This window comes from Dyadobacter sp. SG02 (assembly GCF_900109045.1).
In the GTDB taxonomy this organism is placed as follows: domain Bacteria; phylum Bacteroidota; class Bacteroidia; order Cytophagales; family Spirosomataceae; genus Dyadobacter.
The window spans coordinates 492,355-513,687 of the sequence record NZ_FNYL01000005.1 but is presented as its reverse complement, the minus strand read 5'-3'; the positions used below and the strand labels follow the sequence as shown (position 1 = coordinate 513,687).

Here is a 21,333-nt window from a genome sequence, read left to right as displayed (position 1 = left end):
CGGTCTGAAGACCGGGGCAATGGGATCTTTTTATTTTCCTAGTGCCTGCGGCACGGATGCCGATACCTTGTTTCTGTTCGGAGGATTTACACCTAAAAGTTTTTGTACAAAAAAGTCTCTTTTCTTGCGGCGCCCGTAAATGCCGCCGTCGCTGTGGCCCATGCCGGGAATTACGAGCAGGTCGAATTCCTTATTGGCTTTGATCAATGCGTCGGCTACACGATAGGTGCTTTCGGGCGGCACGTTGGTATCCACCTCGCCGACGATCAGGAGCAAATCTCCCTGCAATTTGGCCGCATTCGTCACATTGGATTGCTCGTCGTAATGCTTGCCTACCGGGTAACCCATCCATTGCTCATTCCACCATTGCTTATCGACGCGGTTGTCGTGGCAGCCGCATGCCGAAACCGCCGCGTCGTAAAAGCCCGGGTGGAAGAGCAATGCACCCAGCGAGTTCTGCCCGCCGGCGGAGGTCCCGTACACGCCTACGCGCGTCGAATCCACCTGGGGATATTTTTCGGCCAGGGCTTTCATCCACGCAATGCGGTCGGGAAAACCGGCGTCGGCCAGGTTTTGCCAGCACACGTCGTGAAATGCCTTGGAGCGGTTGTAGGTGCCCATTCCATCCATTTGCACCACAATGAAGCCCAGTTCGGCCATGCTTTGCATCTCACCATAATGCCGGAATGCTTTCGGCACGAACGAGTCCTGCGGACCGGCATAAATGTTTTCAATGATCGGGTATTTCTTTTTCGGGTCGAAATTACTCGGGCGGTACACGATGCCCCAGATGTCGGTCTTTCCGTCGCGGCCTTTGGCCTTGAATATCTCCGGAAGTTTGAAACCCAATGCTAAATAGGGGGAAATATCGGCGGTTTCGAGCTTCATCACCAGCGAGGCGTCGACGGTTTTGCGGAGCTCCGAAACCGGCGCGCTGGTCATGGTCGAGTAGGTATCGACATAGTAAGTCCGGTCGGGCGAAAAAGTCAGCTGGTGTGTCGCTTTCGCGTGATCGGTCAGTTTGACGAGGCCGGTGCCGTCGAACTTAATGCGGTAGTAATGAATATGATAAGGGTCCTCGTTTGCATTCATCCCGCTCGCCCTGAACCACACTTCGCGTTTTTGCGTGTCGACGCTGTCGATGTCGCGCACCACCCATTCGCCTTTGGTAACCTGGTTTTTGATCTTCCCGGTTTGCTCGTCCACGAGGTAAATATGCCGCCAGCCGTCTTTTTCCGAAACCCAGATAATTTCGTGATTGTCAGGCTGGTAATGCGTGTAAATCATGTTTTGGTAAATGAATGTAGTGGTCTGTTCGTCGATAATGTGCCTGGTGGCGCCACTGGTCGCGTCCACTTCGATCACCCGGAAACGCTGGTGGCCCCGGTCTACCTTTTCGTAAGTAAAATGTGTCGCGTCGCCCTTGCGCCAGCGTATCACGGGCGCATTGAAAAAGTCGATCACTTCCGATTGTACCTGCACCGATTTGCCGGTTTGCACATCGATCACATGCATTTCGTAGCTCGTAAACTCGTCGCCCGGCTGTGCGTAACCCCGCGTTTTGACCTCGCCACGGGTGGTATTAGGTAATGAAGAAAAGATAATGCTGACCTGCCGCTCGTCACGGTGATCGATGCGGTAGCACACCAGGTACCGGCCGTCTGGCGACCAGCTGAGCTCTCCGTATGGTTTCAGCGGGTTGCCGTCGTAGGTCAGTTGTTTGCCGTTTTTGTCTTCTTTTTTGCTTAAATAAATATTGCCATTGCGGACAAATGCCTTCGTTTGTTTGTCGGGCGAAACGCTGTCTGCGCGGAAACGGCCCCAGCGGCTGAGCTGTTTTGTCCAGCCTGTTTCTTTGGGCTTAGGTAAATCGGGTTTGGCGATTTTCTGCGCCGTGCCTGTTTCGGTATCGTAGGCGAACCATTTCCCTTTGCTTTGCAGGATAATGCTGTGTTTTTCAGGTTCAAAATGGATGTCGCTGATCCAGAGCTTCGTGGCCGAGAAAGTCGAATCATAAGCCTTCGAAAGCGCCGCAGCGACTTTTGCATTCTCGAAAGCGGGTGTCCTTTTATTCTCGCCGGGTTTTATGATCAGATATTCAGTCAAACTATCCTTTAATACATTTCTGTACCAGAACGACTGTCCGTCGGCGAGCCAGTTGGGTTGAACCTGGGCTTTCAGCACGCTGCCTTTGGTGAGCGAATCCATCAGCGTCATGCGCTTATACGAAGCCGAAAGCTCGGTCGGGCTGGGCTGGTAAGCGGGCAGCGATTTTTGTGCCATCAGTGGCGTAGCCAGGCATAATGCGCTGATCGTGTGCAGGTAAAGTTTCTTGCAAATGCTTGGGTTAGGGATTTTCATAGCTGCTTTGATGAATGTAAGGGCAATATCATCCTGGCTGCCTGGTGTACAGACAGTTGCGGTAAATAGACCTTTCCGGCGGTCGGTTTAGAAAATTATCTATTTGTAAAATTAGCAGGTCGGAAAACCAAAAACTTGATGTGAATTAGCGGCTTTTTTACCGATATTAACTTATTTGTCTCCGAAATTCCGCAAATCTGTGAATTTGGGTGATTTTATTTGGCTAATCTCTAAAAACAGCGAATAATGGCTTGTTTGGCCCCGGTTGGCGCCATTTGGCGGTGAAAGCGCCCGCGACTAATATTGTGAAGTAAAAATGTACCTATGAATACCGCACTATTACTGGAAACATTGGGCTGGCTGGGCGTAGTCGCGTATGTGCTGGCCTACCTGCTGCTCACGCTCGGCGTGCTCAAACCGAACGGCTACCCGTTTCACATCCTGAATATGCTGGGTGCCGCGAGCCTCATCGTGTACTCCCTTGAATACGGCGACAAGCCGAACGTCGCCGTTAATGTGATCTGGCTGATGATCGGGATAGGGGCCGTGGTCCGCAGAATGGTGCGGAATTCATCCCGCAACCTCTGAGAGTTCCTTTAAATGCAAAATGGACAACGCCTGCTGCCGGTACTTAGCCAGTCGCTGCTCGTATTCTTCCTTGTCGGTCACGAGGCTGAGGTAAAAATAGGCGCCGTCGATGAGGACGAAGATGTTGTCCGCAACGGTTTCCACATCGTCCACGTCCAGCACACCGTCTTCGCGGCATTGCTCGATATGCCCGATCAGCATTTGCCGGAGCGAATCCAGTAGTTTTTTGTAAAGGTCGCGCACCTTGGCGTCGTGGAATGTCATGGCATAGCAGCCGTAGAACAGGCCGTCGTCGAAGAGCGCGTTCCATTTTTTGGAAAAGATATTGCCGATGATTTCGAGCAGGGCCTTTCTCGAATCCTTCGAATGGGTGGCGCTTACCTTATATATAAGCTTGTATTTGTCGAGAATGTAATCCACCAGCCCGTACACCAGGTCTTCGCGCGTCTGGAAATAATGGATAATGAGGCTGGGGTTGATCTCCATTTTCGCCGCGATTTTGGCGATAGACGTATTTTCCAGGCCGTTCTTCTTGGCCAGGCTATAAAACACTTTAATGATTTCCTTCTTGCGGGCTTCTTTGAGGCTCTTTCTTCCCATGGGCGGTTCGGAGTGTAACGGATAGGCAATATACGGCTTTTTACGGAAACCGGAAGTTTGTTATCTACTTAAAAATTAATTGAACATTCATTCAATTTATCATCACAATCAGGTAACTATTTTTTAATATTAGCGTAACTTTTGATTAGGACATTTGCATTCTCAAAATGCCCCAAAAGTGGCTAACCTTAAACTTTTACTTATGATGAAAAGTGTACCCAGACCCTACTACGCCAGGCTGCTGCGAAGCCTGCAAACGGTTGTGATTTTTGCGCTTGGCTTTATCGCGCCTGCGTTCGCACAAGTGACCCTCAATGCCGGTAATGCGGGCCGTGGCAATATCACCGGATCGGTAACCGACGGCAAGGACCTGCTGCCGGGTGTGAATGTGGTGATCAAAGGCACCCAGAAAGGCACCATTACGGATCAGAAGGGCCAGTATAACCTCGATGGTGTTGCTTCCACCGACATTCTGGTGTTTTCTTACATTGGATACAAAACGCAGGAAGAGCTGGTCAAAGGGCGGAGCGAGATACTCGTCACCTTGCAGGCCGACCTCGGCAACCTCGAAGAAGTGGTCGTGATCGGCTACGGCGTGGAAAAAAAGGTGAACATCACAGGCGCCGTGGACCAGATTTCGGGCAAGCAGTTCGAAGCGCGGCCCGTCGCGAACGTGATGCAGGGCTTGCAGGGTGTGAGCCCGGGGCTGAACATTACCTACCAGAGCGGTTCGCCCGGAACCGTGCCGAATTTCAACATTCGTGGTTTTACGTCCATTAACGGCGGTGAGCCCCTGTTTGTGATCGACGGCATTGCCGCGGCCAGTAGCCAGGACCTGCTCCGGTTGAACCCTTCCGATATTGCCACCTTTTCGGTCCTGCGCGACGCGGCTTCGGCGGCTATTTACGGCGCCCGGGCGGCATTCGGGGTGGTATTGATCACCACCAAGCAAGGCGGGAGAGGCAAGCAATCCATTACTTATAACAACTTCTTCTCCTGGGGCCAGCCGACGGTGCTGCCCAAGCCGGTGACGGACCCGTATATTTTCTCGCGCGTACTTGAAACGTCCACGGACAATACGCCCTGGGATTATGTCAATTATTCCGACGAGTATTATGCCTGGGCCAAGGAGCGCTCGGATAATCCGTCAACGCCCGACACGCGTTTAGACCCGTCCGACCCTACCAAATGGGCCTATATGGGCAGCAACAACTGGTACGACTACTTTTTTACCAAGAGAAGTTTTTCTCAAAATCATAGCCTGGCATTCACGGGAAGCGCCAAGACGGCCAACGAACGTACTGTCGGCTATTATATTTCGGCGGATTACAACCGCGAGGGCGGTCTGAATAAATTGACGGACGATTACTGGAACCGGTATTCTTCCCGCGCAAGGCTCGACTTCTCGCCTTTGAAATGGCTGAAACTGGACAATAACCTGTCGATTTACCGCACGGAACGCGCAATGCCTACGGCCGGTATCAACGACATTTATACCCTTCAACCTACGCAAGTGGCGGTAAACCCAGATGGTACCTGGGCGAATACGGCGGCGGGCCGTCTTGCGGCGCGTCTCACCGACGGCGGTAATCAGAAACAGGATATGTTCGGATTTCAGAACATTCTCCGCGGTATTGTGACTACACTGAATGGTGATTTGCAGATTACCGGGTCCGCGAGCTTCAAGCGGGAGCAGTGGAATACCAAGCGTGATATCCGCAACTACCGCATTGGCTATGGTCCGAATGATGTTCGCACAGAGGTCAGTACGCTGGATGGCGTCAATGGTATTTACGAGACTAACGCCACCCTTGCGAATAATGTGATGGATTTGTTTGCCAATTATACCAAAACACTTGGCAGGCACGGCATAAAGTTACTGGCGGGCTATAACCAGGAAAATTATAGCTACACGACGACAAAAGCGCAAAAATTCGGTGTGATTTCACCGTCCCTGCCCTATATCAACCTGACGAGCGGTAATTCTTTTGCCTACGGGGCAGACAGCAGCTATGCAACCCGCAGCTTTTTCGGCAGGGTCAATTACACATTCAACGAACGTTACATCATCGAAGCGAACGGGCGCTACGACGGGTCTTCACGCTTTCCGAAAAGCAACCGCTGGGGTTTCTTCCCGTCGGTATCCGCAGCGTGGATCGCCAGCTCCGAGTCGTTCGTGAAAGAGGCACTGCCTTTTTTTCCAACACTTAAATTCCGCGCTTCGTACGGTGACCTTGGTAACCAGAATGTGGGCTATTACAGCTATCGCCAGGTGATACCGGCCGGACTTTCGAGCTATCTGATCGGAGGCAACAAGCAAACGGTCATGACCAGCTCGCCATCACTGTATGTAGATCCCTCGAACTACACCTGGGAACGTGTTTCGACGCTGAACTTCGGTGCAGACCTGGGTGTACTGAAAGACCGCGTGACGCTCGGGTTCGACTATTACATCCGCGACACGAAAGGAATGATCTCGCCAGGGGAGGAGTTGCCGGGCGTGCTTGGTACCACGGTGCCCAAACAGAACGTTGCCGATTTGCGTACAAAAGGCCTTGAATTGACACTGAACTATAACGACTCTTATAATGTAGGCGGTAAGCCGCTGTCGCTGAGCGCCAAGTTGATCCTTTCCGACTCGCGCGCGCAGATCACCCGGTTCAAAAACGATCAGGAGCTTTTCTCGACTTACCGCAAGGGACAGGACGTGGGAGAAATCTGGGGGCTTACCAGTGACGGCCTTTTCAAAAATGCGGACGAAATCGCGAAACTCGACGAAACGGACATTATCCCCTGGGGCGCGCTCTCGATCGTGCCGGGCTGGCCTAAGTACAAGGACCTGGACGGCGACGGCCGCATTACGCAGGGCCTTAGCAAAAAGGATCCAAAAGACCTTTCCGTTATCGGAAATACGACCCCTCGTTACCGCATCGGTTTCAACCTCAATGCCGACTGGAACGGCTTCGATTTCTCGGCCGTGCTCCAAGGTGTGCTGAAAGGCGACTACTATCCGCAGCATTACCTCTATTGGGGGCCTTACCAGCAGCCTTATGGGAACGTGTACCCCTGGAACCTGGATTACTATCGCGGGCAAGCGGATTCGGACCTGCAACGCGCGAAGCATTCACAGTCATACATCGCAGCCGGGCTGGCAGATGCGAATACCGATGCTAATTTCCCTGTACTGCAATCATGGCTTGCGGATAATAACTACGGGTCTGGTCTTGACATTCCGCAAACCAAGTATTTGCTGAGTGCGGCTTACCTGCGGATCAAGAACATTACGATCGGTTATTCGCTGCCTTCTTCGTTGCTTCAAAAGCACAAGATCAGCCGGGTACGCGTGTTTGCGAGCGGAGAGAACCTTTTCGAATTCTCACAACTCAAAAAGTATTTCGATCCGGAGGTAATTAGCAGCAGCAGTACGTTCGATAGCTCGAAAGGTTTTTCATACCCGTTCCAGCGGAAGTTTGCATTCGGTGTCAATGTCGAGTTTTGATTTTAATCCCATCAGCCTGAAATGAAAAAGCATATATTACTACTCGCGTTGCTGACCGGTGCGACCGCCTGCAACGACGATTTTCTGGAAAAGCTACCGCAAACATCCATTTCGCCGGAAGCATTCTTTAATACCGACGGAGACCTCGCATTGTACGTCAATGGTCTGCTGAGCTTGCCCGATATGAATGGCACCTACCTCAGCGACCAGAGCACCGACAACGCCGCCACGACCGGCGCCGTGGAAATGAAGGTGGTTATGACCGGCTCGCCGAGCTCCCAAACTATTACCGGCGGCTGGGATTGGAGTCGTTTGCGGAATATTAATTATTTCCTCGATAACTACGGGAAGGCCGTTGCCGCGGCCGACCTGAAAGCGCATTACGCAGGTCTGGCACGTTACTACCGTGCTAGGTTTTACCTCGATAAAGTCGCACGTTTTTCCGATGTGCCCTGGTTTTCCAAAACAATTAACCCGGGTGACGCGGAGTTGTACAAAACGCAGGATTCAAGGGCTGTGGTGATGGATAGCGTGATGGCTGATCTGGCCTATGCTGCGGCCAATGTAAAATTGGGTAAAGCACAATTGGAAAATTCGCCTGTGTCGACCGGGACGCCCGACAGATGGGCTATCATGGCGCAGTATGCCCGTACTGCCCTCTATGAAGGAACCTATCGCAAATATCATCCCGAGCTCAATTTGCAGGCGACTGCCAACAAATTTCTTGAAACCGCGGTAACTGTATCGGCGGAGATCATGACTTCCGGCGGATTTAAAATCTACAACACGGGTAAACCGAATGCGGATTACGCGGCGTTGTTCAACAGCACGGATCTGACAGGCAATACGGAAATGATTCTGTTCAATGCGTTTGATCAGTCCAAAGACCGTGGCCAGAATGTGAACAGCACGGTATTTGGCGACTACGAGCAGGCACCCTCGCGTGACCTCGTGCAAACGTACCTGATGAAGGACGGCTCGCGTTTTACGGACGTTCAGGGTTATCAGCAGTTTGGTTTTGTGAAAGAATTTCAGAACCGCGACCCTCGTCTCGCGCAGACGCTCGTGTATCCGGGTTGGGTACGCGCCGGTGACCCCACGCCTTATATTCTGCGCCTGAACAAGAACTTTACGGGTTATCATCAATTGAAGGGTTATGTTAATTCAACCGACAACGCGACCATGTACAGCGTGGATGTGCCGGTATACCGTTATGCGGAGGTTCTTCTGACCAATGCCGAAGCCAAGGCGGAACTGGGAACGCTTACTCAGGATGATCTTGATAAAACGGTGAACCTGCTGCGGAAGCGGGTGGGTATGCCCGATTTGACGCTCACCGCGGCAAATGCCAGTCCCGATCCCTCCATGGCGCAAAAATACCCGAACGTGACCGGAGCCAATCGTGGTGTGATCTTCGAAATCCGTCGTGAGCGGAGAGTGGAGTTTGCATTCGAAAACCAGCGGTTTAACGACGTCATGCGCTGGCAGGCGGGTAAGTTGCTGACGGCCATTCCGGAAGGCGCCTATTTCCCCGGTTTGGGCAAATATGATCTTACCGGTGACGGCGTGGAGGACATTATCCTGATCGATAAATCCAAAACGATACCTGACGAAAAGAACAAGGAAAAGAACAGCCTCGGTGTCGTGTTGATCTATTACCGTGCAGGCGCCATCGGCGACGACGTGACTGTGTACCTCAAAAACGGCAATGCCGGTGGCACCATGGTAACCGAAACGGCCGTCCGCAAATTCGAAGACCCGAAATATTATTACCGACCTATCCCTCAGAAAGAAATGCTGCTGAACCCCAACTTGAAGCAGGTTTTTGGGTGGAATTAATTTAAAATTTGAATACAAATACAATGAACAGACGTTCCTGGATCCGGAATACCGGATTGCTCACGGCTGCTTCGATGACAGGCCCGGCGACCAATGCCGGGCTTGTTGCCGATAAGCCGGTACTGAAAATCGCACATATTACCGACGTGCACATCCGCGAAGGCGACGACGCGCCCAACCGTTTCAAACAATGCCTGGCCGATGTTTTGAAACATAAGCCCGATTTCTTCCTGAATGGCGGCGACTCCATCCATGCCGCAGATTATAAGGATGTTACCCGCGAAACCATGCTGGGTTACTGGAAGTTATGGGACGAATGCACGGCCAGCCTGAAAGACTACGAAATCCACAGCTGCATCGGCAACCACGATCCCTGGTGGGCGGCGCCTTCGAAAGAAGATGAAATGTATGGTAAGAATTATGTGGTCAAAAGGCTCAGAACACCGGGCCGCTATTACAGTTTTACCCAAAAGAACTGGCATTTCGTGATCCTCGACGGCAACAACGAGCATGTTTCGCTCGACGAGGAGCAGTACCAATGGCTGGAAGCCGATCTCGCGAAACTAGCGCCGGGTACGTTCGTGTTGCTGATGTCGCATTACCCGATCCTGGGCGCTACGCCCATGCTCGCGGGCGGGGGAGGGCATTCCGATTACAAAAAGCTGAAAAACCTGTTCTATAAGCACCGCGACAAGGTGCGCATCTGCCTCAGCGGGCACCAGCATTTGCAGGACCATACCGAATACAACGGCGTTCAGTACTGCTGCAACGGCGCGATGAGCGGTTTCTGGTGGGGCAAAGGCGACGCCGAATCCGTCGCGCCGTATTACTACCAGGAGACGCCGCCGGGTTTCGCGATGCTGGAACTATTTGCGGATGGTAGGGTGGTGAATACGTATTTTCCACACCGGTATTAAGGTGTTAATCAGGTTGTGAAGATTGGTCAGGTGTAGTCAGAAGTAGTCAGGTTTGGTCACGCCTGGTCATTTTTATTGAAGGGCGAGAAATGCCTCAGGCATGTAATATTGGTAGCAAAAAGAATCGCCTGATCGCGTCAAAAATGCCGTCAAGCATGTAACAACAGCGCATTGTTGTTACATGCCTGACGGCATTTTTAAAATACATCATTCCGTTGGGGTGCTACCAATATTACATCGCTACGCGATTTACCTCCGCAAGTTGGGCGTAGCCTCAGACTACGTCCGAGCGTCACGCGGTCTCTGACCGCAACAACCCGCAACAACCAAAACAGTCACACATTTTACCATTTACCAAACCCAAAATCCCCGATTTTGCCCTAATTTGCATGCCGCTAACAACCCCTGACCATTCCTGACCACGCTTCAATGCCATTCCCTTACCGCCTTTACGCCGCGCTATTCTGCGCATTCTTATTATTCAGCCATTCTCATGCCCAGACCGTCTCCGTGGCCGACGCGGGCATTCACCCCGACACCTACGAAAACGTCACTGCCCGCATTCAAAAAGTGATCGACGACGCGGTCCGGAGCGGGAAGACCAACCTGACTTTCCCGAAAGGCCGGTACGATTTCTGGCCGGACGGCGCAATTCGTGCAAAGTATTTCATTTCAAATACTTCGACCGAAGAGGAGGATTCACTCAAAATCCGTACGATCGGGATGCTTTTCCGCAATGCCAGGAACCTGACGGTCGACGGTAACGGCGCGTTGTTTGTCTTTCACGGGAAAATGACGACGATCGTGCTGGAACATTGCGAAAATGTGAAGCTGCAAAATATCCACGTCGATTTCGAACGGCCGACGATGTCCGAAATGCGGTATGCGAAGGTTTCCGGCGGAGAGGTGGAGCTTGATATTCACCGTGACGCACGCTACGCAATCCGCGATGGCAAACTGGAATGGTTTGGAGAAGGCTGGAAATCGACGCATTTCCATGCTGTGGAATTGGATACAACTTTGAAAACCATGCATTACGTCGACTGGAAGCCCTATGCGAATGCACAGGCAACGGAAATATACCCTGGGAGGGTGCGCTTGAAAACCAATCTGACACCCAAATCCGGAAACCTTCTCACCGTCCGCGACATCATCCGCGACCAGGTAGGCGTGCATATCCGCGAAAGCAAAAATGTGACGCTCGAAGACGTGGGTATGCATTATATGCACGGCCTGGGGATTGTGAGCCAGTATTCCGAAAACATCACCATGCGGCGCGTCACCTGCGCGCCTCGACCGGAAACGGGCCGTATTATCGCCTCATCGGCCGATTTTATGCACTTTTCGGGCTGCCGGGGGAAGGTTACCGTCGAGGATTGCCGGTTCTCGGGCGCACACGACGACCCGATCAATGTGCATGGGACCAACCTGCGCATCGTCGGCAGGCCGGATGCTCATACGCTCAAAGTAAGGTTTATGCATGGCCAGAGCTATGGTTTCAATGCATTCTTCCCGCAGGATACGGTGGCATTTGTGCATTCGGCTTCCATGGAGCGGTTTGCGAACGGGGTGGTCAAAACAGTGGACCGGTTGAATGACCGGGAAGTGCTGTTAACCTTTGAAAAACCGGTTCCGGCGGCGCTGGAAGCGCACGACTGCGTCGAGAATATGACCTGGACGCCCGAGGTGCTTATCCGCGGTAACCATTTTGCGCGCACCCGCACCCGTGGCGTGCTGCTCACCACCCCGCGCAAGGCCGTGATCGAGAACAATACCTTTTTGCGTACCGGTATGAGCGCCGTGCTGATCGAGGCGGATGCGGAGGGCTGGTATGAATCGGGCCCGGTGCGGGACGTCACGATCCGCAACAACGAGTTTATCGATTGCGCTTACGCAGGTGGGCCTGGCAATGCGGTAATCGCCATTAACCCGTCCAATAAGGTGGCCGATATCAAAAAGCCCGTCCATTTCAATATCCGGATTGAAGGAAATACATTTAAAACTTTTGACTACCCCGTGCTTTACGCCAAGAGTACGCAGGGATTGCTTTTTGGCAACAACAGGATTATCCGAACGACGGCACTTCGCCCGCAGTCGGAAAACCACAATATGCTGTGGTTCAATGGCTGCTCGGGTGTGGAGGTTTCCGGGTTGAAGCTGGAAGGGGAGGTGCTGGGCAGGAATATACGGTTGGAAAACATGCCGAAAAGCGGCATAAAAGCCAGCGGTTCGCCGAAGCTGACAATCGAATAGCGATCCTGGATTGTCGGAATGTCCATTTTTTAATTCAAAAACGGCTTCTAATTTTACCATTATTTGCCAAAACCCCAGTGATGAAAAGATTTCTCGGACTACTCATTTGTTCTGTCACCGCATTCAGTCCGCTGCAAGCGCAGCCGAATCCTCAACCGAAACCTGCTCCTTTATCGCTTTGGTACGACCAGCCGGCCAAAGAATGGATGACCCAGGCATTGCCGATCGGTAATGGCCACGTGGGCGCCATGTTTTTTGGTGGAACGGATGAAGAACGTATCCAGTTTTCGGAAGGCAGCCTCTGGGCAGGTGGCAAAGGAGCGATTGCAGAATATAATTTTGGTTTAAAAAAAGAGGCCTACAAACATCTGCCGCAGGTACGCGAGCTCCTCGCCGCCGGCAAAATGAAGGAAGCGCACGCGCTCGCCAACAAGGAGCTGACCGGCGTTATCCATGAAAAAAGGGAAAATACACCTTCCTCCGATTTCGGTGCGCAGCAAACCGTGGGCGACCTTTTTATTAAAATGCCTTCCAAAGGCGCTGCGCAGAACTACCGCCGCGAGCTGAATATCTCGGATGCATTGGGCAAAGTAAGCTATGATGCAGGCGGGACGCATTTCGAAAGGGCCTATTTCGGCAATTATCCTTCCAAAGTGATGGTGTACAGGCTCACTTCTTCGACCCCGGAAACCTATTCCATTCGTTTTGAAACGCCGCATGCCAAAGATTATGAGCAGTTTACCAAAAATCAATACACATTTGGCGGGCATTTGAAAGACAACCACCAGGCTTTTGAAACCGTTTACCGCATCGATAGCGACGGTAAAACCACGTTCAGCAATGGCATACTCACGGTGACCGGTGCCAAATCCATTGTGCTGATCCACACTGTCGCTACGGATTATGTGATGAAATTCCCTGATTATAAGGGTAATGACTTCAAGAAAGTCAATGCCGCAACCATGGCGAAAGTCGCCGGGAAAGGATACGCTGCATTGCTCGCCGAGCAACAAAAGGATTACCACAGCCTGTTCGACCGCGTCGCGCTGACATTGGGCAATGCGACCGCACCAGCCATTCCCACCGATCAGCGCCAGAAGGCATACTCGGCGGGCCAGGCCGATACCCGTCTGGAAGAACTTTATTTCCAATATGGTCGCTACCTGATGATTTCCTCGACGCGCCCGGGCACGATGCCTATGAGCTTGCAGGGCAAATGGAACGACAGCACCAATCCGCCGTGGGCGAACGACTACCATACGAATATCAATGTACAAATGCTCTACTGGCCCGCCGAGGCGACCAACCTTTCGGAATGCCATTTGCCGCTGATAGATTTCACGCAATCGATTGTAGAACCGGGCCGTCTGGCGGCGAAGGAGTTCTTTAATGCGAAAGGATGGATCGTGAACACGATGCTGAACGCTTATGGCTATACTTCGCCGGGCTGGGATTTCCCGTGGGGCTTTTTCCCCGGTGGTGCGGCATGGCTTTGCCAACATTTGTGGGAGCATTATGCATTTACCAATGATAAGGCATTCCTGAAAAATACGGCCTATCCGGTCATGAAAGAGGCGTCGGAGTTCTGGATAGATTACCTGACCAATGATGGCAAAGGGCACCTCGTTTCCTCGCCATCGTACTCGCCGGAACATGGTGGCATTTCAACCGGCGCTACCATGGACCATGAAATGGCCTGGGACGTGCTCAACAACACCGCCGAAGCCGCGGCCTTGCTGGGTATCGACGCCGATTTCGCCCAGAAAGCCCGCGCTACCCGCGACAAGATATTGCCTTTGCAGATCGGCCGCTGGAAACAGTTGCAGGAATGGCGCGAGGATGTCGACGATTCCACCAGCCACCACCGTCACGTGTCGCACTTGTACGCGTTGCACCCGGGCAAGCAGATTTCCCTTACCAAAACCCCGGCCGAAGCCGAAGCCGCACGCGTGAGCCTCAATGCCCGCGGTGACGATGGTACCGGTTGGTCGCTGGCCTGGAAAGTCAACTTCTGGGCACGCTTGCAGGATGGTAACCGTGCGCACAAACTGTTCAAAAGCGTGCTCCGCCCCGTAGCCGACCAGGGTACCAACATGGCCGACGGCGGCGGTTCGTACGCCAACCTCCTCTGCGCCCACCCGCCATTCCAGCTCGACGGCAACATGGGCTCCACCGCCGGTGTAGCCGAAATGCTCCTCCAATCCCAAACCGGTGTCATCGAATTGTTGCCCGCATTACCCGACGCCTGGGCCACCGGTTCGGTAAAAGGTTTGAAAGCACGCGGTAATGTGACAGTCGACGAAATTTGGGAGAATGGAAAATTGAAATCCGTGACGCTGGTTTCCCCTAATGCACAGAAACGGGTTTTGAAATACGGAAGTAAAACGGTCAACGCCGAAATCGTCGCAGGCAAGTCAAAGACATGGAATGCAGCCGATTTTAAATGATATAGGCGTCAGCCAATCGCGTAGCGATGTAACATCGGTAGCAATCACGTTGCATAACACATCCCGGAAAATGCCGTCAGGCATGTAACAGCAAAGCATTGTTGTTGCATGCCTGACGGCATTTTTGGCGAAATCCGGTAAATTACACCTTAACCTCCCTTTTTGAAACATATTCACCGAACTAACCGACCATGGACACCGATCACGACGCTATTCCGCCAGACGCGCCCGACGAAGACCGCCGCTTTTTCCTGAAACAATCCATGTTCATAGCCGGACTTTCCATGGCGCCGGCAGACTTTCTGCAAACGGCCCAGGCATTGGAAGATGCGCCGACAGGCAATGCGGTAAAGGTCAGATTGTCGCTCACGATCAATGGAAAACGCAGACGGATTTCCATCGATCCGCGCATGACCTTGCTGGATTTGCTTCGTGAAAACCTCGGGCTGACAGGAACTAAAAAAGGGTGTGATTTCGGGCAATGCGGGGCTTGTACCGTGCATATCGATGGCCGGAGGACATTATCGTGCCTCACTTTCGCGGTCATGCAGCACGGCGCGAAGGTCACGACGATCGAAGGGCTGTCGGAAGGTGAAAAGTTGCATCCCTTGCAGGAAGCGTTTATCAAACACGATGGTTTTCAATGCGGGTACTGCACGCCGGGGCAGGTGATGTCGGGCGTTGCGTGTATACGCGAGGGGCATGCGGGCTCGGCGGAGGAGGTGCGGGAATATATGAGCGGCAACCTGTGCCGTTGCGGGGCCTATCCGAATATCGTGGATGCTATTCTCGAAGTAAAAAAGGAGGGCTCGAAAGTATGAAACCATTTCCATACCTCCGTCCCAAAACCGTCGCGGAAGCCATTGGCATGGCAGCCGACGACCCCGGAGCGCGGTACATCGCAGGCGGTACCAACCTCATCGACCTCATGAAGCGGGGTATCGCGTCGCCTACGAAACTGATCGATATCAACCATCTTCCCTTAAAGAAAATTGAACACCGGTACGACCGCCTACGGATCGGCGCATTGGCCCTCAACAGCGATGTAGCCATACATAAGGCCGTTGTAACCCGCCAGCCGCTGCTCGCACAGGCATTACTCGCGGGCGCGTCGGGGCAGTTGCGCAATATGGCCACGATAGGAGGTAACCTGTTGCAGCGGACACGTTGCAGCTACTTTTACGACCTTGCATTGCCTTGTAACAAGCGCAAGCCGGGTACCGGTTGCGGGGCGGAAGGGGGCATTAACAGAACACACGCGATCTTTTTTGCCGGAAACGGCTTCGGCGGGATCGAAAAGTCGTCGTGCCTGGCCGTTCACCCCAGTGATATGTGCGTGGCGCTCACTGCCGTGGATACGGTAGTGGTGGTCAATGGCCGGGACGGGGAGCGGAGGATACAAATGAAAGACTTTCTTCGCCTGTCCACCCAGCAGCCCGAGCTGGATACCAACCTCGGCCCCGGCGAGCTCGTGACGGCCATTGAGGTGCTGGATAATGCATTTGCCAAACACAGCCACTACCTGAAAGTGCGCGACCGCGCTTCCTATGCCTTTGCATTGGTGTCGGTGGCGGCGGCGCTGCAAATGGACGGCGGCCGGATTTGGGATGCCCGGATGGCACTCGGGGGCGTGGCGCACAAGCCGTGGCGTTACTGGGCTATCGACCTCATGCTGAGGGGACAGGTGCCTTCTGAAAAGTTGTTCAGGGAGGTGGCGGAGCATGAAATGGAGAGTGCCAAGGCTACGGAACAGAATGCATTCAAAATCAAACTAACGTCCAATGCGATCGTCGCGGCGCTGAAAACCGCGGCGGGCATTTCCTGATCGGACTATGAAAAGACAAACGTTGGAGAACCCATCGGATACCTCGCTCAGTCGCGTCGACGGGGCCGTAAAAGTGACCGGCAGGGCGACCTACTCGGCCGAGTACGCTGTTCCGGAGCTTGTACATGCCGTATTGGTGACGAGTACCATTGCCAAAGGCAGCATTACTACCATCGAATCGCGCGAGGCGGAGGCCGTGCCGGGCGTGTTGGCGGTGATCAGCCACCTCAATGCGATTACCGTCCCAGGCTGGCCGCCCAAAAAGCAACCTGCCGAGCGCATGCCGGTGGGCACGGCATTCCGCGTGTTCTATGACCCGCTGATCTACTTCGACGGACAGCCCGTGGCCATGGTGGTCGCAGGTACGCGCGAGCAGGCAGTGCACGCCGCGTCGCTCGTGCGTGTGACGTACCAGAAGGAAACCCATCAAACGCATTTTGAAAAGAACATTCATCAATCAGGCATTGCACAGAACGTCCAGCGTTCGAAAAACTCGCCTTTTCAGGATTATGAGCGCGGCGATGCTGGTGCGCTAGCCAATGCGGACGTTAAAATCGAAGCCGAATACACTATTCCCACCCAGCACCACCAACCGCTCGAACCGCACGCGATCATCGCCATATGGGAAGCGGAGGACAAGCTGACTGTCTATGATAAAAACCAGGGCGTAAAATCCGCGCAGGGGCAACTGGCGCAGGCGTTCAAGGTGCCCCGGGAGAATGTGCAGGTCGTGGCAACGTACATTGGAGGTGCATTCGGGTCGGGTATCCGCGTGTGGCCGCATACCATGGCGGCGGTCATGGCGGCAAAGCAATTGAAGCGGCCTGTGAAACTGGTGCTGGGACGGGAGCAGATGTTTACTTCCGTCGGTTACAGGCCTTATAACAAACAGAAAATCAGTATCGGTGCCGGGAAAGACGGGCGGCTCGCAGGCATTATCCATGAAGGAACGGGCCAAACCTCGATGTACGAGGAACATCTGGAGCGTACCGTGCTCGCATCCCGCGCGCTGTACGCAAGCCCGCACGTGGCCACGCGCTACCGCCTGCTCCCGCTCGACGTGGGTACGCCCACGTGGATGCGCGGGCCGGGTGATGCCACGGGGACGTTTGCATTGGAATCGGCCATGGACGAGCTGGCCTATGCATTGAAAATGGACCCGCTGGAATTCCGGCTTAAAAACTACGCGGAAAGTGACCCGGAACGGAACCTGCCGTGGTCGGCGAAGTCGCTTCGGGAATGCTATGAGCTGGGGGCCGAAAAGATCGGCTGGAAAAACAGGCTGCGCGAGCCCCGGTCGGTGAAGCGGAACGGCATGTTGCTGGGTTACGGTATGGCGTCGAGCCTGTACGGTTTCCACCGGCATCCCTCCAAAGCGCGGGCGGTGATGCACGCCGATGGTTCGGTAACCGTGCAAAGTGCGACAATGGATATTGGCCCCGGCACCGGCACGGCCATGATGCGCATTGTTTCCAAAGTACTGGGTTTAAATGCCAAAAAAATCCGCTTCGAATTAGGTCATTCGGCTCTGCCCGATGCGCCGGGCCAGAATGGCTCGTCTACGATCCCCAGCGTGGGTTCGGCGGTGCATGCGGCTTGCGAGGCGTTGAAAGGCAAATTGATCGGGTTGGCGCGGGAAATGCCGCGTGGAACTGGTCAGGAATGGTCGGGAGTAGTCAGGAACGGTCAGGTTTTGGGTTCTGGTGACGATAAGGAGGGGATTAGTTACGCGGATATTTTGAAACACCATCATTTGAATGAACTGGAAGTGACGGAAGAGTCGAAATCCGGGGCAGAGCGGGACCAGTATTCGATGTATTCGTTTGGCTGCCATTTCGTGGAGGTGGAGGTTGACCCGCTCACGTGCGAGGTGCGCGTTACGCGAGTGGTTACGTGCGCGGATGTGGGGGCGATTATTAACTATAAAACGGCCCGCAGCCAGTCGATCGGCGGTATTGTGGGCGGAATAGGCATGGCGCTGATGGAGCATTCGGCGATGGACCACCGTTTCGGCCGATATGTCACCACAGATTTTGCAGGTTACCACATCCCGGTGAATGCCGATGTTCCGCCGATTGAAGTATATTACATCGACAAACCCGATATGCAGGCCAACCCGATCGGTTCCAAAGGCCTGGGCGAAATCGCCATTGTAGGTGTCGCCGGGGCCATTGCCAATGCGGTTTTCCATGCAACCGGCAAGCGGGTGAGGGAGTTGCCGATTACGCCGGAAAAGTTAATTTGAAATATTTAATGATATGAAAAAGAATAAGTTACTGCTTTTGCTGAGCGTCGTGTCCATTGCTGCTTCCGCATTGTTTTACAACTTCCGTACGGCTGGCCCGGGAGATAGTTTGAAGTGGAAACCCGGCGTTGCATTGTATTCATTCAACCGCTTTTCCTTTGAGCAAGCGCTCGATAAAGCCGACAGTATCAATGCATTGTATGTCGAAGGTTTCTTCTTTCATAAACTTGGCGACGCTTTCGATGGCCACGCTATTCCCAGGCTTTCGGACGACGAGATAAAGAAAATGAAAGGAATGCTCGATAAACGGGGATTGAAAATGAAGTCGGTCTATGCCGACGGCAAGAGCGAAGAAGATTGGAAAGCCAATTTCGAATTTGCCCAAAAAATGAACCTCGAATTCCTGAATGCCGAACCGCAAAAACAGCATTGGGATGCGATCGAAAAGCTGGCGGAGCATTATAAAGTCAAAGTAGCGATTCACGAACATGCGAAAGGATCAAGCTATTTCTGGCATCCCGATTCCGTGGTGATGGCGATGCAAGGCCGCCCGCATTTCCGCGCCTGCGCCGACATCGGCCACTGGGTCCGCAGCGGCCTCGATCCCGTGAAATGCCTTCAAACCCTGCAAGGGAAGATTATCTGTCTGCACATCAAAGACCTCGACGCTGCCGGAAACCTCAAAGCCAACGATGTTATGGTCGGCACGGGCGTGATCAACTACCCGGCCATCATCACCGAACTCAAACGCCAGCGTTTCGACGGCTACGTCTACATCGAACGCGAAGGAAACTGGGACAAAAACGTGCCCGATGTGGATCACGCGTTGAAATACCTGGATCGGTTAAATCGGTAGTGACGGCTGAACGCTGAAAGTTGTCATGTGTGGTCATGAGTGGTCATGTGTGGTCAGGAGTGGTCATGTGTGGTCATGTGTGGTCATGTGTGGTCATGTGTGGTCATGTATGGTCAGGAGTAGTCAGGAGTAGTCAGGGGTGGTCATGTATGGTCAGGAGTAGTCAGGAGTGGTCATGTATGGTCAGGCGTAGTCAGGAGCGGTCAGGAGTAGCCCAAATCGCGTCGCGATGAAACATTGGTAGTAATATGAATGATGTGTTTCGAGAAATGCCGTCAGGCATGTAACAACAATGCGCTGTTGTTACATGCCTGACGGCATTTTAACGCAATCGGGCAAATGTGTTTTCTGCCTATGTTACATATCAACTGCATTTACTTCCAAATCAAAAAGAACATCAGGCGACAATTGACTTCTGTTGACAATACCTTACTACAAATGACAACAAATGACTATAAATGACAACAAATGACCACAAATGACAACCCCTGACCAAACCTGACAACAAATGACACTTGTTCGGCAGTCAGCGGTCGGGCGTCTGTGGTCGGAAACCCTTAACTCCCTTCACGATCAGGTTTGCGACGAGCAGTAGCTGAAATGCTCCGAACGTAACGACCGCTCCCATAAAGCGAACCCGCATATCTTCCCATTCTTTATACTGTTGCGGCGAAAATGTGGTCCAGGTATCGACGGCGTTATTGGGCGGGTAACCCATCGTGCTGGTGATGTAAATCGCGATACCGATCGTGCCGAGCACGTGTGCGACCGTCAGTTGCGGAAAGCCGGTGCGGTTTCGTGTGATCCAGTATAATAGGCTGGTAATCAGTGTAATGGTGATCAGGAGCTCGGCTATCAAATCAATCCTCAGTACATAATAGGTATCGTACAACTGCACATCGACGGCATAGCTGCGCCGTATCCAGGCAATGACGGCGATGATGGGGCAGGCCAGGAGGAGCGTGAGGTGGGGTTTGGTTTGGATGAAGCTTTTGCGCATGGGTATTTGATTTATCGCGCCAAATTAATGGATAAATATTTGCGGGGCCTTGCTTTTGCTTAAAATGCGATTATTTCAAAATGTGTGTTAACGATGAATATGAACTTTAAAGGATTGAGCCTATTCCTGGGTATGCTTCTGGGAACAACCGTCGCTTTGGCGCAAACGGCGCCGAATCAAATGGACTTATACCTGCTGATCGGTCAGTCGAATATGGCCGGTCGGGGTGCGACGGATGCGGCGTCTACGCCGGATTCTCCGAAAATGTGGACGATCAACCGTCAGAATGAATGGAAAATGGCGGCCGATCCGCTGCACCAGGACAAACCAGCCGTAGTAGGGGTAGGCCCCGGACTGACCTTCGCGCAGGAAATCCTCAAAAAACATCCCGGCAGACCCATCGGACTCATTCCGTGTGCCGTCGGCGGCAGCGGTATCGACGACTGGCAACCCGGCGTCCGGCATGAGCAAACCGGCATTTATGCCTACGATGAAATGCTCGCCCGCGTGAAAGAGGCGCAGAAACGAGGGACCATCAAAGGCATTATCTGGCATCAGGGCGAATCGGACAGCTCACCTGAAAAGAAAGACGCCTATGCGGCAAAACTGGCTGACTTTTTTAAACGCCTTCGCCGGGATACGCACACGGAAAACGTACCGCTGGTGGTGGGAACGCTGGGCGATTTTTATGTAGCGAAAAATCCGGATGCCGCGTTCATTAACGCAGTAATAACCGATTATGCCAAAAACAACAAGCTGGTTTCCCTCGCTTCGGCATCAGGCCTGACGCACAAAGGCGACGATACGCATTTCGACACCGCATCCGCGCGGGAATTGGGCAGAAGGTACGCCAATGCGCTCTTCGAACGGAACAAGTAATTTTCCATCCAGCGTGTTTCGTGC

Annotated in this window: 14 protein-coding genes; 11 read left to right on the top strand and 3 right to left on the bottom strand. The window is 53.1% G+C overall.

All coding sequences use genetic code 11. The features are described 5' to 3' along the window. Positions 1-30: 30 nt before the first annotated feature. On the bottom strand, positions 31-2,361 hold the full coding sequence (locus BMW93_RS15035; RefSeq protein WP_090377480.1) for a S9 family peptidase: 2,331 nt from the start codon (positions 2,359-2,361) through the stop codon (positions 31-33). A 324-nt stretch (positions 2,362-2,685) separates the two neighbouring features. Between BMW93_RS15035 and BMW93_RS15030 the strand changes: the two genes are divergently transcribed. Further along, positions 2,686-2,949 (top strand): CBU_0592 family membrane protein, encoded by a 264-nt coding sequence (locus tag BMW93_RS15030; protein WP_090377477.1) that lies wholly within the window; start codon positions 2,686-2,688, stop codon positions 2,947-2,949. Here BMW93_RS15030 and BMW93_RS15025 read toward each other — a convergent pair. Continuing rightward, positions 2,932-3,549 (bottom strand): TetR family transcriptional regulator, encoded by a 618-nt coding sequence (locus BMW93_RS15025; protein ID WP_090377475.1) that lies wholly within the window; start codon positions 3,547-3,549, stop codon positions 2,932-2,934. The genes BMW93_RS15030 and BMW93_RS15025 overlap by 18 nt on opposite strands. 202 nt (positions 3,550-3,751) lie before the next feature. Between BMW93_RS15025 and BMW93_RS15020 the strand changes: the two genes are divergently transcribed. From BMW93_RS15020 to BMW93_RS14980, 9 genes are all read left to right on the top strand, one after another. Continuing rightward, positions 3,752-7,048 (top strand): TonB-dependent receptor, encoded by a 3,297-nt coding sequence (locus BMW93_RS15020; protein ID WP_090377472.1) that lies wholly within the window; start codon positions 3,752-3,754, stop codon positions 7,046-7,048. Between the two features lie 21 nt (positions 7,049-7,069). Then, a complete protein-coding gene (locus BMW93_RS15015; protein ID WP_090377470.1) occupies positions 7,070-8,887 on the top strand; it encodes a RagB/SusD family nutrient uptake outer membrane protein in 1,818 nt (605 codons plus the stop codon). A gap of 23 nt (positions 8,888-8,910) precedes the next feature. Next, positions 8,911-9,804, top strand: coding sequence for a metallophosphoesterase (locus BMW93_RS15010; protein WP_090377468.1), 894 nt, complete (start codon positions 8,911-8,913; stop codon positions 9,802-9,804). 429 nt (positions 9,805-10,233) lie between these two features. Continuing rightward, positions 10,234-12,057 (top strand): right-handed parallel beta-helix repeat-containing protein, encoded by a 1,824-nt coding sequence (locus tag BMW93_RS15005; protein ID WP_090377465.1) that lies wholly within the window; start codon positions 10,234-10,236, stop codon positions 12,055-12,057. A gap of 80 nt (positions 12,058-12,137) precedes the next feature. Then, complete coding sequence (locus tag BMW93_RS15000; protein WP_090377463.1) at positions 12,138-14,504, top strand: glycosyl hydrolase family 95 catalytic domain-containing protein; 2,367 nt, start codon at positions 12,138-12,140, stop codon at positions 14,502-14,504. A 191-nt stretch (positions 14,505-14,695) separates the two neighbouring features. Then, positions 14,696-15,325 carry a (2Fe-2S)-binding protein gene (locus BMW93_RS14995; RefSeq protein ID WP_090377460.1) on the top strand — a complete coding sequence of 210 codons (630 nt, stop codon included), beginning with the start codon at positions 14,696-14,698 and terminating at the stop codon, positions 15,323-15,325. Next, on the top strand, positions 15,322-16,329 hold the full coding sequence (locus BMW93_RS14990; protein WP_090377457.1) for a xanthine dehydrogenase family protein subunit M: 1,008 nt from the start codon (positions 15,322-15,324) through the stop codon (positions 16,327-16,329). Before BMW93_RS14995 ends, BMW93_RS14990 begins: the two co-directional genes overlap by 4 nt. A 7-nt stretch (positions 16,330-16,336) precedes the next feature. Further along, positions 16,337-18,574 (top strand): xanthine dehydrogenase family protein molybdopterin-binding subunit, encoded by a 2,238-nt coding sequence (locus BMW93_RS14985; RefSeq protein WP_090377454.1) that lies wholly within the window; start codon positions 16,337-16,339, stop codon positions 18,572-18,574. A gap of 13 nt (positions 18,575-18,587) precedes the next feature. Next, positions 18,588-19,430, top strand: a complete 843-nt coding sequence (locus BMW93_RS14980; protein ID WP_090377451.1) for a sugar phosphate isomerase/epimerase — start codon at positions 18,588-18,590, stop codon at positions 19,428-19,430. A 526-nt stretch (positions 19,431-19,956) separates the two neighbouring features. Here the strand turns inward: BMW93_RS14980 and BMW93_RS14975 are convergent. Then, complete coding sequence (locus BMW93_RS14975) at positions 19,957-20,430, bottom strand: hypothetical protein (RefSeq protein WP_090377447.1); 474 nt, start codon at positions 20,428-20,430, stop codon at positions 19,957-19,959. Positions 20,431-20,523: 93 nt separating this feature from the next. Between BMW93_RS14975 and BMW93_RS14970 the strand changes: the two genes are divergently transcribed. After that, complete coding sequence (locus BMW93_RS14970) at positions 20,524-21,309, top strand: sialate O-acetylesterase (RefSeq protein ID WP_229240446.1); 786 nt, start codon at positions 20,524-20,526, stop codon at positions 21,307-21,309. Positions 21,310-21,333 lie beyond the last annotated feature (24 nt).

Excerpts from the sequence above, each read along its gene's own strand:
- BMW93_RS15035 (WP_090377480.1), bottom strand. The coding sequence starts at position 2,361 with ATGAAAATCCCTAACCCAAGCATTTGCAAGAAACTTTACCTGCACACG.
- BMW93_RS15030 (WP_090377477.1), top strand. The coding sequence starts at position 2,686 with ATGAATACCGCACTATTACTGGAAACATTGGGCTGGCTGGGCGTAGTC.
- BMW93_RS15025 (WP_090377475.1), bottom strand. The coding sequence starts at position 3,549 with ATGGGAAGAAAGAGCCTCAAAGAAGCCCGCAAGAAGGAAATCATTAAA.
- BMW93_RS15020 (WP_090377472.1), top strand. The coding sequence starts at position 3,752 with ATGATGAAAAGTGTACCCAGACCCTACTACGCCAGGCTGCTGCGAAGC.
- BMW93_RS15015 (WP_090377470.1), top strand. The coding sequence starts at position 7,070 with ATGAAAAAGCATATATTACTACTCGCGTTGCTGACCGGTGCGACCGCC.
- BMW93_RS15010 (WP_090377468.1), top strand. The coding sequence starts at position 8,911 with ATGAACAGACGTTCCTGGATCCGGAATACCGGATTGCTCACGGCTGCT.
- BMW93_RS15005 (WP_090377465.1), top strand. The coding sequence starts at position 10,234 with ATGCCATTCCCTTACCGCCTTTACGCCGCGCTATTCTGCGCATTCTTA.
- BMW93_RS15000 (WP_090377463.1), top strand. The coding sequence starts at position 12,138 with ATGAAAAGATTTCTCGGACTACTCATTTGTTCTGTCACCGCATTCAGT.
- BMW93_RS14995 (WP_090377460.1), top strand. The coding sequence starts at position 14,696 with ATGGACACCGATCACGACGCTATTCCGCCAGACGCGCCCGACGAAGAC.
- BMW93_RS14990 (WP_090377457.1), top strand. The coding sequence starts at position 15,322 with ATGAAACCATTTCCATACCTCCGTCCCAAAACCGTCGCGGAAGCCATT.
- BMW93_RS14985 (WP_090377454.1), top strand. The coding sequence starts at position 16,337 with ATGAAAAGACAAACGTTGGAGAACCCATCGGATACCTCGCTCAGTCGC.
- BMW93_RS14980 (WP_090377451.1), top strand. The coding sequence starts at position 18,588 with ATGAAAAAGAATAAGTTACTGCTTTTGCTGAGCGTCGTGTCCATTGCT.
- BMW93_RS14975 (WP_090377447.1), bottom strand. The coding sequence starts at position 20,430 with ATGCGCAAAAGCTTCATCCAAACCAAACCCCACCTCACGCTCCTCCTG.
- BMW93_RS14970 (WP_229240446.1), top strand. The coding sequence starts at position 20,524 with ATGAATATGAACTTTAAAGGATTGAGCCTATTCCTGGGTATGCTTCTG.